We start from the raw sequence: 13341 nt of genomic DNA, 5'->3' as shown, positions 1-13341 counted from the left end.
TCATCTGCCGCCGCCACCACACCGCCCTCCACGCCGGCCACTGGACCATCACCATCACCAACGGCAAAGTCCACGTCACCCGCCCCACCTGGGCCAACCCACCACCCCACCTGCAACTACTCCCACCGACTCCACCGCACCAAAGCCCACCCCACACCGAAGACCAGGCCGAGCGCGCCGCCGACGACCCGAGCCCTGCCCAACCGAGCCCTGCCCAACTGAGCCCGGCCCAACCGGGATCACCTCATCCGAGCCCGCTCCAACCGCGCCCGGTGACGTGCTCGGGTGGCGTGCTCGGGCGCGCGGGTGATCTCGCCTGCTGGCATTGCCCGGAACCACCCTTGGGTTAAATGAAGCGTGGTGGCGCGCCCACTTGGCGGATGGGAGCTCGCAGGCCTCGCGACGGATGAGCGACCGGAGCACGTGTGGGTCGAACACACGCCCGCCCGAGTGAGCCCACATGACCACCTCTATCCCTGGACCACTGGACGATCACTCTGAAGCGCGGTACCCCGCAAACCCGGGTGGATGGGGAGCGCACCGCGGACGCGACGTACGAGCGGACGCTGACCACGCGTGCGTTATGTGCACACGCCGCCCAGGGGACGCCTCCTGACCACACCGCCCGCAACCGAAGCACGCCTGCGTAGATCACACGCCCAACCCAGGTGAGCTCACCTGACCACAATCGCCCGCGACCACCAGGCGGATGACGAACACAGCAGCGCACGAACCTGAGCGGGTGGTGGAGCACGCTCGGCGGGCGCGACATAGGACCGGACGTGGAACCACGCCTGGGTTGGTAGGCACGCCTCCCTGGGTGAACTCTCCCCACCACACCACACCACCCCGCGACCAGAGCGCGCGTGGGTCCAACACACGCCCACCCAGGTGCTCACCTGACCACACTCGCCCGCGACTGGAGCACCCGTAGGCCATGCACCCGGCCACCCGGTGAGCTCACATGACCACACTCGCCCGCGACTGGAGCACCCGTAGGCCATGCACTCGGCCACACGGTGAGCTCACCTGACCACACTCGCCCGCGACTGGAGCACGCGTGGGCCATGCACCCGGCCACACGGTGAGCTCACCTGGTCACACTCGCCCGCGGCTGGAGCACGCGTGGGCTATGCATCCGGCCACCTGGGTGAGTTCGCGTGATCTCGCCCACCTTGGGCATGGTCGCTCGCACTCCTACCCGGGTGTGAGCTCACATGGCCACATTCCTCCGGGCCCCGTCGGTGGAGGAAGCGCGGTAGCGGGTGAGCCTGAGTGGGAGTGCGCGGAGTGGGCGGGACGGAGGGGCAGGCGTCGAGTGGGGGCCGGAGCTAGCCTTTTACGGCTCCGGTGGCTAGGCCTGTTACGTAGAAGCGTTGTAGGGCTATGTAGAGGATTACGCAGGGGATCATGGCTATTACTGCGCCAGCTACCAGGGAGCCGAAGTTGACCTCGCCATAGGCGCCGGCTTGGACGTTCACCAGGGCGACCGGCAACGTGTAGAGCTCGTCTTTGGTCAGGAAGGTCAGGGCGCCTAGGAATTCGGTCCACGCAGCCAGGAAGGCGTAGAGGGCTACGGTCGCGGCGCCGGGGGTGACCAAGGGGCGTAGGACGGAGCCAATCATGCGGAGGGTGCCGCAGCCGTCGACGTGGGCGGAGTCTTCTAGTTCGACGGGGACGGAGGCGAAGGAGTTTCGCATCACGAAGACGCCGAACGGGAGGTTGACGGTGGTGTAGAAGAGAACCAGGCCGAGCAGGCTGTCGGTCAGGCGGAGGACGTTCATCTCCAGGTACAGCGGAGTCAGGATCGCCTGGAACGGGATCATCATCGACACCACCACGAGCGCGAACAGCAACGGCGCACTCCGGAACCGGAACCGGGCGAACCCGTAGCCGGCGAAAGTCGCCAGTACGGCGGTCAGCACCGCGGTGCTCAGGGCAACGATCAAACTGTTGCCCACAGCCCGGATCAAGTTACCCGGGCCTTCGATCAGCGTGCGGAAGTTGTCCCAGGTCAGATGGAAGAACGTGGATCCGTCCGGTGCCGCGACGATCACGTCGTTCGGCTGGACCGAGCGGAAGAGGGCCCATAGCAACGGTACGGCGAAGACCAGGAAGGCACCGCCACCGCCGACGACGTACAGCGTGTTCTTCAGTCTCATCGTTGAGTCAGTCCCTCTCCCGGAGCAGCCAGAACTGGGCCGCGGTGACGAGCCCGACCACGATCACCAGCACGATCGACAGCGCGGTCGCGGCACCGAGCTGCAGCTGGACGAAGGCGCGGTTGTAGATGTACTGGACGACCGTGGTGGTGTCCGTACCCGGCCCGCCGCGGGTCAGGATGTAGAACTGCGTGAACGCGAGCAGCGAACCGACCACCGAGATGATCACCGCCATCGCGATCGTGGGGCGCAGTACCGGGATGGTGATCTCCCACTCCGTCCGCCACCAGCCGGCGCCGTCCAGTTGTGACGATTCGTAGTACTCGCGGGGAATCGCCTGCATCCCTGCCATCAGCAGCATCATGGTCAGCCCGCTGACACCCCAGATCACCAGTACGCAGATCAGTCCGGTCGCGAGTGGCCCGTCCACCAGCCAGGCCGTCGTACCGTCGGTGATGCCGAGTTTGCGCAGGATGATGTTGATCGCGCCGCTGTCCGGCTGGGCTTCCAGGATGGTCACGAAGCTCAACGTGGACAGGCCGACGACGAACGGCAGGAAGAAGACCGTACGCAAGACCGTCGAGCCGCGGCGCTTGCGTCGTACCAGGACTGCCAGCGCGTAGCCGAGGACGAGGATCGGGACGGTGACGATCAGCGTGTAGAGCAAGGTGTAGAGGACGGACTTCGCGAAGGCGGCGTCGGAGACGATCGCGGTGTAGTTCTTCAGCCCGGTGAACTTGACCGTGCCGATCAGCGGCCAGTTGGTCAGCGAGATCACCACGGCGAAGGCCAATGGGACCAGCACGAAGACCGCGACGAACAGTACGGCGGGAGTCACCAGCAGCAGGCCGGTCCGCGAGGGATGGGTGAGCGAGCCACGTCCAGTCCGCCGTGCAGGTGCCGCAGCGGGCGGCGCAAGGCGGGCGTCTCGTACGCCGGTGCTCATGCTTGCCCCTGACGGAGGATCCGGTCGTAGTTCTGCTGTGCTTCCTTCATGGCGGCCTCCAGCTCGCCGTCGAACACGGCCCGGCGGAACATCTGCAGCCATGGACCGTCCGGCTGGTTGTAGAGCAGGTTGTAGGACAGCGTGGTCGGCGCGTACCCCTCTTCGATCCGCTCCAGTGGCAGCGTCGCCAGCGGATACTTCTTGGCGAATTCAGGAGTACGAGCGTCCGACCGGACCGGCGTGTAACCACCGGCCGGCAGGTCGATCTGCTGCGGCAGGTCCAGCGCGAACCGCACGAACTCCCAAGCACCCGACGCGTTTCGGGCGCCGCGCGGGATGCACATGTTGTCGCCACCGTCGAAGAACGCCGAACCGCCGTCCGGCCCGGACAGCAGCCGCGGCGCGAGCTTCTTGTGGAAGGCATCGTCGGACGGCGACACGACGACGCTGTAGTTGGACGGGAAGATGCCGATCTTGCCGGCCCGGAAGTCACTCCCCCAGCGCGACGCGTCGTCGGAGAAGTTTGCCCGCGGCACCAATCCGTCCACCCACAGCTGCCGGTGCAGCTCGAGCATCCGCTGAACCACGTCGTTCCCGACGATGTCGCCGGACTGCGCACCGATGGTGCCCTTGATCAGATCGGTGTCCGCCGCCCAGATCATCGGCTGTACGACGAAGCCGAGCGCACCGGGGCTGTTCGCCGGGAAGCTCCACGCGTAGATGTCGTCACCCAGCTTGCGCAGCTTCCGGGCCGCGTCGAGCAGGTTGTCGAACGACTTGATCGCCTCGTCCGGGTCGACATCCGCACGGTCGCACAGCTCGGTGTTGAACCAGAACATCGAGTTGTCCGCGAGGTACGGAACGCCGAACACCCGCTCGTCCTTCGTCGCGAGCCGGAGGTGGCCGGGGCTGAGCTTGTCCCGGAAGTCCAGTGATTGCAGGGGTTCGGTCAGGTCGGTGAACGCGTCCCGGTAGATGAACAGCATCGAGTTGATGTCGTCGATGTCGACCAGGTCCGGCACGCTCCGGCCGCGGATCGCGGTCGCCAGCTTGGTCACGTACTGCGCATCCAGGACCGGCGTCAGCTCGACGGTGAGCCGGTCCTGGGACGCGTTGAACTTCTTCACCAGGTCGGTCAGACCGGTCTGCGTCGCCGCCCGGCACCACACCTGCACGGTGCCACGGGCGTCCTGCCCGAAACCCGCCGCCTGGACGTCAGGCTCGGGCAGGACCGAACTGCAGCCGGGGACGGCGCCGGCCGCGGTGGCTGCAGCCGTCAGGCCGAGGAACTTCCGCCGGGTGAACACGCTAGGCCCTGGGCAGCCAGACGCGCATGGCACCGATCTCACGGTTCGCCCACGCGTAGTACGGGACTGCGACCACGTCGACCTCGTCGCCGACCTGATCAGCGGCCGTCGGCGTGAACGACCAGCCTGGCTGATGTCCGGTCCCGCTCCGCCCCCGTGTGCGGAGCACGGTGACACCGTCGAGCAGCCCGTCGACGTGCTCGGCCGCAACCGATGCCTCAGGCAACAGATGAAGATCGTCGACGTTGGCGTCGTGATCCGCCTGTTCGACGGCATAAACGAGTGGCCCACGTTCGAGTGCGACACAACCTCGTACGGCGTCAACCCGCGGATCGGCACCCACCACGCGAGTCGCCAGCGGCAGCACCAGGTCGACAGCGTCGGCCTCCACCCGGGCGTAGGTCCCTGCCTCCACCGGCGAGCCGTTCACGGTCGCGCCCCCGGCCCAGGCCGGGATCCTCAACTCCAAAGCAACAGGTGCGCTCGCGGAGATGTGGACCGCGCCGTCCCACGGGTATGCCGTGTCGACGGTCAGCGTGACGTCGCCGGCGACGATCGTCCCCGCGGCGTACTGATGGATCTGGACCGCATCCCCGCCGGTCGTCGCCAGGTAGCCGTCGAGGCTGGCGAGCGTACGCATGATGTTCGGCGGGCAGCACGCGCAGTCGAACCACCCGCGCCGGCCGTGCGCCGGACTGCGCCCGTTGTCCGCGAGTGCGCCGCCGCGCAACTGCAGTGGGTTGACGTAGAAGTATTCAGACCCCTTCAACGACACCCCGGCCAGGAATCCGTTGTAGAGCATGCGCTCGAGGGCATCGGCGTACGACGCCTCACCGGTCGCGAGGAGCATCCGCCAGGCCCATTGGATCCCGCCGATTGCCGCACAGGTCTCGGCGTACGCACGGTCGGCGGGCAGCTCGTACTCGTCGCCGAAGGCCTCGCCTTCCCAGCGCGCGCCCAGACCGCCCGTGACGTAGGTCTTCGTCGACCACATGTGCTCGAACTGCCGCTTCAGCGCATCGAGCAGATCGGTGTCACCGGTCTCCAGGGCGACATCGGTCGCTCCGGCGGCGAGGTAGACGGCGCGGACCGAGTGGCCCTCTACCGACGTCGCCTCGCGGACCGGGACGCGGTCGGAGAAGTACGCCGGCTCGTGGCCGTGGTTCTTGATGATCCCGTGGCCGCGGGCGTCGACGAACCACTTGGCCTGGTCGAGATAGGCCGTCGTACCGGTCTCTCGATACAGCTCGACGAGGGCCATCTCGATCACTGGATGGCCGTCCACATCCACGGTCTTGCCGTCGCCGAAGGTCGCGACCAGGTGGTCGGCGAGCTTGATCGCGACGTCGAGGAGTGCGCGGTCCCCGGTACAGCGGACCTGGGCGACGGCGGCCTGGATCAGATGCCCGGCGCAGTAGTGCTCGTGGCTCCAGACGAGCTGCTGGTAGCGGCCCTCGTCGCCGAACCGGAGCTGGACGACCGAGTCGAGGTACCCGTCCTCGCGTTGCGCGGCGGCGACGACCGCGGTGAGGTCGCGGATGCGCTTGAGCAGGTCGTCGCTCGGGTTGCGCCCGTACTCCCAGGCGGCGGCCTCGAGCCATTTGTAGACGTCGGAATCGGCGAAGACCGGACCGATCGCCTCGCCCTCGCCGATACCCGCCGCGAGCCGCAGGTTCTGCAGGTTGCCGGCGGTCTCCAGCTGGTCCTGACCGCTGGGGATCGCGCTCTCGCCGTTGCGCAGCTGGCGCGGTGCCCAGAAGCCGCCGGTGATCTTCGACTGGCCGAGGCCGAGGGGCTGCCAGTGCCCGCGGGTCGCGGCGGCCGGGCTGAGGGAGGTGGTGACTGCTTCCGTCATAGGGCGTGACTCCTGGGAAGATTAGGAAAATCCGGAACACGTTTTCCTGATTGAAGCTAGAGAGCTGACGGCACTTGGTCAAGAGCTGGGCGTGGCGACATCCGGACTCAGGTGAGGATCTGCGGTAATGTCTGCGGAAACTTCCGGAAACCGCCGGAATGTCCGGGTGGAGGTGCGATGGCGTCGAGGGGGCCCGCTCTGCCACGGATCACGGATGTGGCGGCTCTGGCCGGCGTCTCCACGAGCACGGCGTCCAAGGCGCTCAACGACACCGGTCAGCTCCGCGAGGAAACCAGAGAACGCGTACGGCGGGCCGCCGAGCAGCTCGGGTTCACCCCGGACAGCCGGGGCCGGGCTCTGTCATCCGGCCGGAGCTTCACGGTCGGGCTCATCACCACCGACAGCTCCGGCCGGTTCAGCATCCCGATCATGCTCGGCGCCGAGGACGCGTTGAGCGCGGGCGAGATGGCGCTCGTACTGTGCGACACCCGGGACGATCCCCTCCGCGAGCAGCACTACCTGCGCTCGCTGGTTTCGCGACGAGTGGACGGGATCATCGTGACCGGCCGGCGAACCGAGCCGCGCGCGCCGATCGACGTACCGATTCCGGTGATCTACGCGTTCAGCCCGTCGACCGATCCCACCGACAGCTCGGTGGTGGTGGACGATCACGGCGGTGCGGCATCGACGGTTCGGCACCTGCTGTCGCTCGGTCGGCAGCGGATCGCCCACGTCACCGGACCGGAGAGCCATCAGACGGCCCGCGACCGCGCTGCGGCGACGATCGAGACTGCCGGGGATGCGCTGGCCGGTGAGCCGATGCATGGTGAGTGGAGCGAGCGGTGGGGCCGGCACGCGGTCGACGTTCTGTTGCGTACGACGCCCGACCTCGACGCAATCTCCTGCGGTAGCGATCAGATCGCCCGCGGGGTCTGCGACCGCCTCCGCGAACTCGGCCGCTCGGTGCCCGACGACATCGCGGTCACCGGCTACGACAACTGGTCGGTGATGGCCCTCTCCAGCCGCCCGCCGCTGACCACCGTCGACCTCGAACTCGAGGAACTGGGCCGCCGTACGGCCAACCTCCTGCTCGACGCGATCGCCGGCTCACCCCACCCCGGCCTGCTGGAAATGCCCACCCGACTGGTTACTCGCGAGTCCACATTGGGGACCTGAATCTCAGTCACCGGATAGTCGCTTGCAGGACTGCCGCTGGTTGCCCGTTCCGACTAACTTGAGTCGGGTGCTGCGCAAGCTCCTGATCGGCGTGGCGGTGATCGCCACGCTGGTGGCGGGGGTGGGCACCGCGCGTCTGGTTCTTCCACGGACCGATCCCACCAGCGGCGTAGTGAAACAACTGGCGTTCCTGCGTGCCGAGATCGAGGGTGGCGCCGACCGCGCCGCGCAGCAGCAGTACCCGGAGGGGTACTTCTTCCTCAACGTGCTCTACGGCCTGACCTGGGTCCAGGTCGGGCTCGCCGATCCCGCCCGGTCCGTCGATGCGGACGCCGAGGCGCGCTGGGCCCTCAACCGGCTCGAGTCCGCCGACGGGACCGCACCCTTCGACGCCAGTCTCAAGCCGCAGTACGGCGTCTTCTACGCCGGCTGGGTCAACTGGCTGCGCGGTGGGCTGATCTCGCTCAAACACTCGGACGCGGCCGAGATCGACAAGTTCAGCAGCGAGTCCGTCGAGATCGCGACCGCGTTCAGAACCTCGAAGACCCCGTTCCTCGCCTCGTACCCCGGCCAGGCCTGGCCGGTCGACTCGATCGTCGCCATCGCCTCGCTCCGCCTGTACGACGACCTGGTGGCACCTCGGTTCGGCCAGATCGCGACGAACTGGGTGGCGGCATCGAAGAAGCAGCTGAATCCGGCGACCGGTCTGCTGCCGCATCAGGTCGTGCCCCAGGTGGTCGGCGCGCGGGCGTCGTCGCAAGGCCTGATCCAGCGGTTCCTGGTCGAGGTCGACCCGGCGTTCGCGCAGTCGCAGTACAAGCTCTTCAAAGAGCGGTTCGTCACCAGTGTCGGCGTACGCGAGTATCCGAAGGGTGTCGGCGGTACGGGCGATGTCGACTCCGGACCGTTGATCCTCGGGATGAGTCTGTCCGCGACCGTCGTTGCCATCGGCGCGGCGCGGGTCCAGCACGATCCGCTCGCCGACCGGCTCACGCGGCAGGGCGAGCTACTCGGCCTTCCGCTCACTGGGCTGAAAACGAAGCGGTACCTGTTCGGGGCGCTGCCGATTGGGGATGCATTCCTGGCCTGGTCGACATCCGCGCGACCGCTGGTGGCGGACGAGCAGCCGAAGCAGGACGGCGGATCCACCTGGTGGTGGCTCCCGTGGCTGCTCGCGCTCTGGCTGCCGGCGCTGATCCTGTGGGGGTTCGTGCGGAGGGTTCGACGGCGCCGCGGACACTGACGTCTAGGGTGGTGACGTGCAACGGATCTCCGCTCGGAATGCCCGGTTCCAGGTCTGGCAGGCGACGCTGACCAATCGGAACAAGCGGCAGCGGGCCGGTGAGTTCCTGGTCCAGGGCGTGCGGCCGATTTCGGTTGCCGTGGACAACGGATGGCCGGTGCGGACGGTGATCACCGACGCGTCCCGGCCGTTGTCGCGCTGGGCGCAGGACCTGTTGCAGCGGTTGCCCGGGGTCGAGCGCGTCGCGATGGAGCCCGAACTCCTGGCCGAGCTCGGCGAGAAGGAGGATGCGGCGCCCGAGCTCATCGCGGTGCTGGAGATACCGGCCGACGACCTCGACCGCATCCCGGTCGGACCGGAATTCCTCGGCGTGGTCTTCGACCGGCCGACCGGTCCCGGAAACGTCGGCTCGATCATCCGGTCCGCGGATGCGTTCGGCGCCGACGGCGTGATCGTCACCGGGCATGCGGCCGACGTCTACGACCCGAAGACGGTCCGGGCGACCACTGGGTCCCTCTTCGGAGTTCCCGCCGTACGCGTGCCGTCGCATCGGGAAGTGCTCGAGTGGGTACGACGTTCCGCCGTACCGATCGTGGTCGTCGGCACCGATGAGCACGGGTCCGTGGATGTCTTCGACTTCGACTTCACCCAGCCGACGCTTCTCCTGATCGGCAACGAGACCAACGGACTGAGCTCGGCCTGGAAAGAGTCCGCCGACCAACTCGTCCGGATCCCGATCACCGGCTCCGCCAGCTCCCTGAACGCAGCCAACGCCGCCACCGCGGTCCTCTACGAGATCTCTCGCCAGCGCTCCCATTCCTTCAAGACCCGCTAGCCCTGCGCGGCCTAGCGTCATCCGCATGAGGCCACAGACATTGATCGCAGTGAACGACGTGGAGAAGAGCAGCGCCTGGTACTGCGAGGTGCTCGGCGCCGAGAGTGCGCACGGCGGACCGGAATACGAGCGGCTCGTGGTTGACGGCGTACTGGTGATGCAGTTGCACAAGCTGGACGTCGGGCATCACCACGGGACGTTCGGGGATCCGTCGCACCCGTTGGGGAACGGGGTCGCGGTGTGGTTCGAGACCGACGATCTGACCGCGGCGGCCGCGCGGGCCCGCGCTCTGGGCGCCACGGTGCAGACCGACGTCCACCACAACCCGAACGCCGATCACGACGAACTCTGGCTACGGGACCCCGATGGGTACCTGGTGGTCTTGGCGTCTGTTGGTTAGGCGGTGCAGATGAGCTCGCCGTGCAGGATGGAGATCCAGCCGTCGGGGCGGTCGGTCCAGGTCTGCCAGGCCTCGGAGATTCCGGTGAGGGTTTCCTCAGGAACGCCGGCCGCGCGGGCCTGGTCGGCGAGGGCTGACTTCAGGATCCGGTCGGCCCACATGCCACCCCAGAACGCGCGGTCCTCCGGGTTGCTGAAGGTCCAGTTGGTCGCCGTCGAGTCGACCTGCTCGAAGCCGGCCTCGAGGGCCCACGACAGCAGTCGCCGGCCGGCATCCGGCTCACCGCCGTTCGCGCGGGCCATCTGCTGGTACAGCGCCATCCACTCGTCCAGTTCGGGCAGCGCCGGGTACCAGACGAAGCCGTGGTAGTCGGAGTCGCGGACCGCGACGATCCCGCCGGGCTTGCAGACCCGCCGCATCTCCCGCAGCGCCTGGACCGGATCCGCGACATGCTGCAGGACCTGGTGCGCGTGCACGACGTCGTACGTGTCGTCCGGGATCTGCAGTGCATGGACGTCGCCGACCACGAACTCGACCTTGGCGTCGAGGTCGGTGAACGTCGCCCTGGTGATGTCGAGCGCGGACTCGGTCGCTTCCAGCGCGGTGGTCCGGCCGGGCTCGACGAGCCGGGCGAGATCCGCGGTGATGGTGCCCGGGCCGGCGCCGACGTCCAGCAACGACATGCCGGGCCGCAGGTGCGGAAGGAGGTAGCCGGCCGAGTTCTCCGCGGTGCGCCAGGTGTGTGAGCGCAGTACCGATTCGTGGTGGCCGTGCGTGTACACGTTCTTCATCTCAGGCTCCTTTGCCGATGACGATCACGCTAACTCAGAATCTTGCTGAATGAGACATATCGTCTTGAATAATGGACGCATGGACATGACCGAATATGGCCAGACCCGGGCCGGGTGCAGGCGCGAATCTTGTGGAGCAAGAGACAAACCCTCAGGAGGATCAAGTGTTGGCAAAGGTGTTTCCGATCAAGTTGAAGGACGGCAATCAGGCGGCGGCCGAGGAGCTCGTCCGCGAGTTCGCGCCGCGCGGTCCGGGCGTCGAGGAGGGCACGCTGTCGTTCCGGGTCTACCGCGACCCGGCGAACCCGGACTACCTGCTGTTCGTCGAGCACTTCGCGAACCAGGCGGCGTACGACGAGCACACCGGATCGGCGGCGTACAAGGAACTGATCGCGGGTCAGTTCGCGAACCTGATCGTCGAGTTCGTCGAGATCGACCACGAACTGCTGGTCAGCCTGTGACCAGCCAGGCCGATTTGGTCCGGCGGCTGCGCGAGCTGCATGCGCAGCCGCCGCTGGTCCTGCCGAACGCATGGGACGCCGGCTCGGCTCGTGTGATCGAAGCGGCTGGTGCCGCCGCGATCGCGACCACGAGCGCGGGCGTCTCCTGGGCCTTCGGGGTGGAGGATGCCGGCGGTCTGAACCGCGCGACGGCGGTGGCCGCACTGCGGTCGATCGTCGACGCGGTGACGATCCCTGTCACGGCCGACATCGAGGCCGGGTACGACGATGTGGCAGCGACGGTGACCGCCGTCCTCGAAGTCGGTGTCGTCGGCATCAATCTCGAGGACAGCACGGGTCACGTGCTCGACGATCCCGCCGTGCACGCAGCCCGGATCGTGGCGGCTCGCGCAGCGGCCGTCGCCGCAGGGGTCGACCTGGTGATCAACGCCCGGACCGACACCTATCTCTTCGGTGACGGCACGGGCACGGCCGAGCGAGCCAACGCGTACGCCGAAGCCGGCGCGGACGTGCTGTTCGTCCCGGGAGTTGTCGACCCGGCGACGATCGAGCGGCTCGTGAAGGAGTCACCGCTCCCTCTGAACGTGATGGTCGGTCCGGGTGCTCCCTCGGTCGCCGAGCTCGCGGCACTCGGCGTCACGCGGATCAGTGTCGGTCCGGCGATCACCAGTGCTGCTTATGCGGTCGCGACGGCTGCAACCAAGGAGTTGTTGTCGAGCGGCACCTACGAGGCGCTCAGGACGTGAAGTGCAGCGAGTGAGCGCCACGGACGCAGGTGCTCGGACTCGCCGTCGAGGGGCCAGGCGTCACGAGCACCAAGCCGCATCGCCACCTGGTGTGCGGCTTTGGTGCTGACGCCCGGCACCGCGGCCAGCGAACGGACCAGCTCGTCGGTGTCCTCGCCACCGTCCAGCAAGATGTTGCCAGCAGCAACTTCCTGCGCGAGCGGTCCGACCAGCTCGTCACCCGTCAAGGCCTCCGGCCCCGGGAACGCATGCGTGAGGCCGTGGCCGAGCCCAGGAACCGCCAGCCCGTAGACCTCGATGAGTTTGCGGAGTACGTCGTACGCGTCCGTCGGGACCTGATCACGGACGACTGCCTGGACGGCCGTCTCGAACGGGCCCCAGGCGCCGGGAATGCGGAGGCCGGGGCGGGCCGTGATCAGCGGACCGATCGCGGGATCCTCGGACAAGAGGGCGCGGGCGAGGACCGGCTCGGATTCCACGCCGACCAACCGGGCGGCCCGGTCCACGACGTGGATCACGCCTTCCCAGTAAGGCAAATGAGCCCGCAGCAGCAGGTGATCGGCGCCGCCTGGGCCGATCTCGAGCAGACCGGGATCACCGTCGAGGGAGATCGTCCGCCGGTAGATGCCGTCCTCGACCGACTCCACACCAGGGATCGCATGCTCGCCGAGGAACGCGCTCATCGCGTCCCAGTCGTACGGCGGTGTGTAGGGCAACCGCAGCACGAGTCCCCCATCGGCGATCAGCCGATCCGTCTTACGCCGTCGGTCTCGCAGCTCGCGCGGATTGGCCCGGAAGATCTCCTGCATCGCCCGGTTGAACTGGCGCAGGCTGCCGAACCCGGCGGCGAACGCGATCTCCGCGATCCCGAGGTCGGAGTCGTCGAGCAGCCGCCGCGCGAAGTGCGCCCGTCGCGACCGGGCGAACTGATCCGGCGTGACGCCCAGATGCTCGTTGAACATCCGGCGCAGATGCCGCGCCGACAACCCCAGCCGCGCACCGAGCGCAGCCTCCCCCGACTCGTCGAGCACGCCGGCGATGATCAGCTGCACCGCCCGGCAGACCAGCTCGGGCGCCTCGTCCGCGACCGTCCCTGCCACCCGATACGGCCGGCAGCGCAGGCAGGCCCGATACCCGGCCGCCTCCGCCGCGGCCGGCAACTCGAACGTCTGCACGTTCTCGGCGAGTGGCTTCGCGCCACAGCCCGGCCGGCAATAGATCCCCGTCGTACGCACCGCCGAGTACGTCGTCATCACTCCACCCCCATCACGATTCGGCCACGCTACCCCGGGCCGCCGACAGTTCCAGGGCGTGTCTGATGGTCCAGCGCCGTAGCGAGCAGGTGCTCGGTGCGGTGCCTCGGCGTGCTGGAGTGAAGGCCTCGATGTTTTTCCATCGTGGCCTTTGCTCCAGTGCGCC

The 13341-nt window shown here is 67.8% G+C and carries 12 protein-coding genes and 1 pseudogene; 7 read left to right on the top strand and 6 right to left on the bottom strand.

All coding sequences use genetic code 11. The features are described from left to right. A pseudogene (locus tag AB0L70_RS41550) lies at nucleotides 1–350 on the top strand (hypothetical protein); the annotation flags it as partial. 981 nt (nucleotides 351–1331) lie between these two features. Here AB0L70_RS41550 and AB0L70_RS41545 read toward each other — a convergent pair. The 4 genes from AB0L70_RS41545 to AB0L70_RS41530 are packed head-to-tail and all read right to left on the bottom strand — an operon-like array spanning nucleotide 1332 to nucleotide 6270. After that, a complete protein-coding gene (locus AB0L70_RS41545) occupies nucleotides 1332–2162 on the bottom strand; it encodes a carbohydrate ABC transporter permease (RefSeq protein ID WP_363692456.1) in 831 nt (276 codons plus the stop codon). Nucleotides 2163–2169: 7 nt separating this feature from the next. After that, entirely contained in the window at nucleotides 2170–3108 is a 939-nt protein-coding gene (locus AB0L70_RS41540; RefSeq protein WP_363692455.1) for a sugar ABC transporter permease, read from the bottom strand. Next, complete coding sequence (locus AB0L70_RS41535) at nucleotides 3105–4415, bottom strand: extracellular solute-binding protein (protein WP_363692454.1); 1311 nt, start codon at nucleotides 4413–4415, stop codon at nucleotides 3105–3107. Before AB0L70_RS41535 ends, AB0L70_RS41540 begins: the two co-directional genes overlap by 4 nt. A gap of 1 nt (nucleotide 4416) precedes the next feature. Further along, nucleotides 4417–6270, bottom strand: a complete 1854-nt coding sequence (locus AB0L70_RS41530) for a beta-L-arabinofuranosidase domain-containing protein (protein ID WP_363692453.1) — start codon at nucleotides 6268–6270, stop codon at nucleotides 4417–4419. A 177-nt stretch (nucleotides 6271–6447) separates the two neighbouring features. Here AB0L70_RS41530 and AB0L70_RS41525 point away from each other — a divergent pair, with 177 nt between their 5' ends. The 4 genes from AB0L70_RS41525 (at nucleotide 6448) to AB0L70_RS41510 (ending at nucleotide 9924) form a co-directional block, all read left to right on the top strand. Beyond that, nucleotides 6448–7446, top strand: a complete 999-nt coding sequence (locus tag AB0L70_RS41525; RefSeq protein WP_363692452.1) for a LacI family DNA-binding transcriptional regulator — start codon at nucleotides 6448–6450, stop codon at nucleotides 7444–7446. Nucleotides 7447–7513: 67 nt separating this feature from the next. Further along, the gene (locus tag AB0L70_RS41520) at nucleotides 7514–8689 is read left to right on the top strand and encodes a hypothetical protein (protein WP_363692451.1); all 1176 of its coding nucleotides are present in this window, start codon (nucleotides 7514–7516) and stop codon (nucleotides 8687–8689) included. A 16-nt stretch (nucleotides 8690–8705) separates the two neighbouring features. Then, nucleotides 8706–9524: a TrmH family RNA methyltransferase gene (locus tag AB0L70_RS41515; protein WP_363692450.1), complete on the top strand. Its 819-nt coding sequence runs from the start codon at nucleotides 8706–8708 to the stop codon at nucleotides 9522–9524. Nucleotides 9525–9549: 25 nt separating this feature from the next. Next, nucleotides 9550–9924 (top strand): VOC family protein, encoded by a 375-nt coding sequence (locus AB0L70_RS41510; protein ID WP_363692449.1) that lies wholly within the window; start codon nucleotides 9550–9552, stop codon nucleotides 9922–9924. Here AB0L70_RS41510 and AB0L70_RS41505 read toward each other — a convergent pair. Further along, nucleotides 9921–10715: a methyltransferase domain-containing protein gene (locus AB0L70_RS41505; RefSeq protein WP_363692447.1), complete on the bottom strand. Its 795-nt coding sequence runs from the start codon at nucleotides 10713–10715 to the stop codon at nucleotides 9921–9923. The two genes, AB0L70_RS41510 and AB0L70_RS41505, sit on opposite strands and share 4 nt — an antisense overlap. A gap of 176 nt (nucleotides 10716–10891) precedes the next feature. On the opposite strand from AB0L70_RS41505, the gene AB0L70_RS41500 reads away from it, so the two are divergent. Both AB0L70_RS41500 and AB0L70_RS41495 read left to right on the top strand, forming a co-directional pair. Continuing rightward, a complete protein-coding gene (locus AB0L70_RS41500) occupies nucleotides 10892–11176 on the top strand; it encodes an antibiotic biosynthesis monooxygenase (RefSeq protein WP_363692457.1) in 285 nt (94 codons plus the stop codon). Next, a complete protein-coding gene (locus tag AB0L70_RS41495) occupies nucleotides 11173–11922 on the top strand; it encodes an isocitrate lyase/phosphoenolpyruvate mutase family protein (protein WP_363692446.1) in 750 nt (249 codons plus the stop codon). Before AB0L70_RS41500 ends, AB0L70_RS41495 begins: the two co-directional genes overlap by 4 nt. On the opposite strand, the gene AB0L70_RS41490 is transcribed toward AB0L70_RS41495, so the two are convergent. Then, the gene (locus AB0L70_RS41490; RefSeq protein WP_363692445.1) at nucleotides 11901–13175 is read right to left on the bottom strand and encodes an AlkA N-terminal domain-containing protein; all 1275 of its coding nucleotides are present in this window, start codon (nucleotides 13173–13175) and stop codon (nucleotides 11901–11903) included. The genes AB0L70_RS41495 and AB0L70_RS41490 overlap by 22 nt on opposite strands. Nucleotides 13176–13341 lie beyond the last annotated feature (166 nt).

This window comes from Kribbella sp. NPDC051952 (genome assembly GCF_040680855.1).
In the GTDB taxonomy this organism is placed as follows: Bacteria; Actinomycetota; Actinomycetes; order Propionibacteriales; family Kribbellaceae; genus Kribbella.
Note: the sequence above shows the minus strand (reverse complement) of the source record. Positions and strands in the feature narration are given on the sequence as shown.

Bases quoted from the DNA above. Each gene is read 5' to 3' on its own strand.
- AB0L70_RS41545 (WP_363692456.1), bottom strand. From the start codon at position 2,162: ATGAGACTGAAGAACACGCTGTACGTCGTCGGCGGTGGCGGTGCCTTC.
- AB0L70_RS41510 (WP_363692449.1), top strand. From the start codon at position 9,550: ATGAGGCCACAGACATTGATCGCAGTGAACGACGTGGAGAAGAGCAGC.
- AB0L70_RS41530 (WP_363692453.1), bottom strand. From the start codon at position 6,270: ATGACGGAAGCAGTCACCACCTCCCTCAGCCCGGCCGCCGCGACCCGC.
- AB0L70_RS41505 (WP_363692447.1), bottom strand. From the start codon at position 10,715: ATGAAGAACGTGTACACGCACGGCCACCACGAATCGGTACTGCGCTCA.
- AB0L70_RS41490 (WP_363692445.1), bottom strand. From the start codon at position 13,175: ATGACGACGTACTCGGCGGTGCGTACGACGGGGATCTATTGCCGGCCG.
- AB0L70_RS41540 (WP_363692455.1), bottom strand. From the start codon at position 3,108: ATGAGCACCGGCGTACGAGACGCCCGCCTTGCGCCGCCCGCTGCGGCA.
- AB0L70_RS41525 (WP_363692452.1), top strand. From the start codon at position 6,448: ATGGCGTCGAGGGGGCCCGCTCTGCCACGGATCACGGATGTGGCGGCT.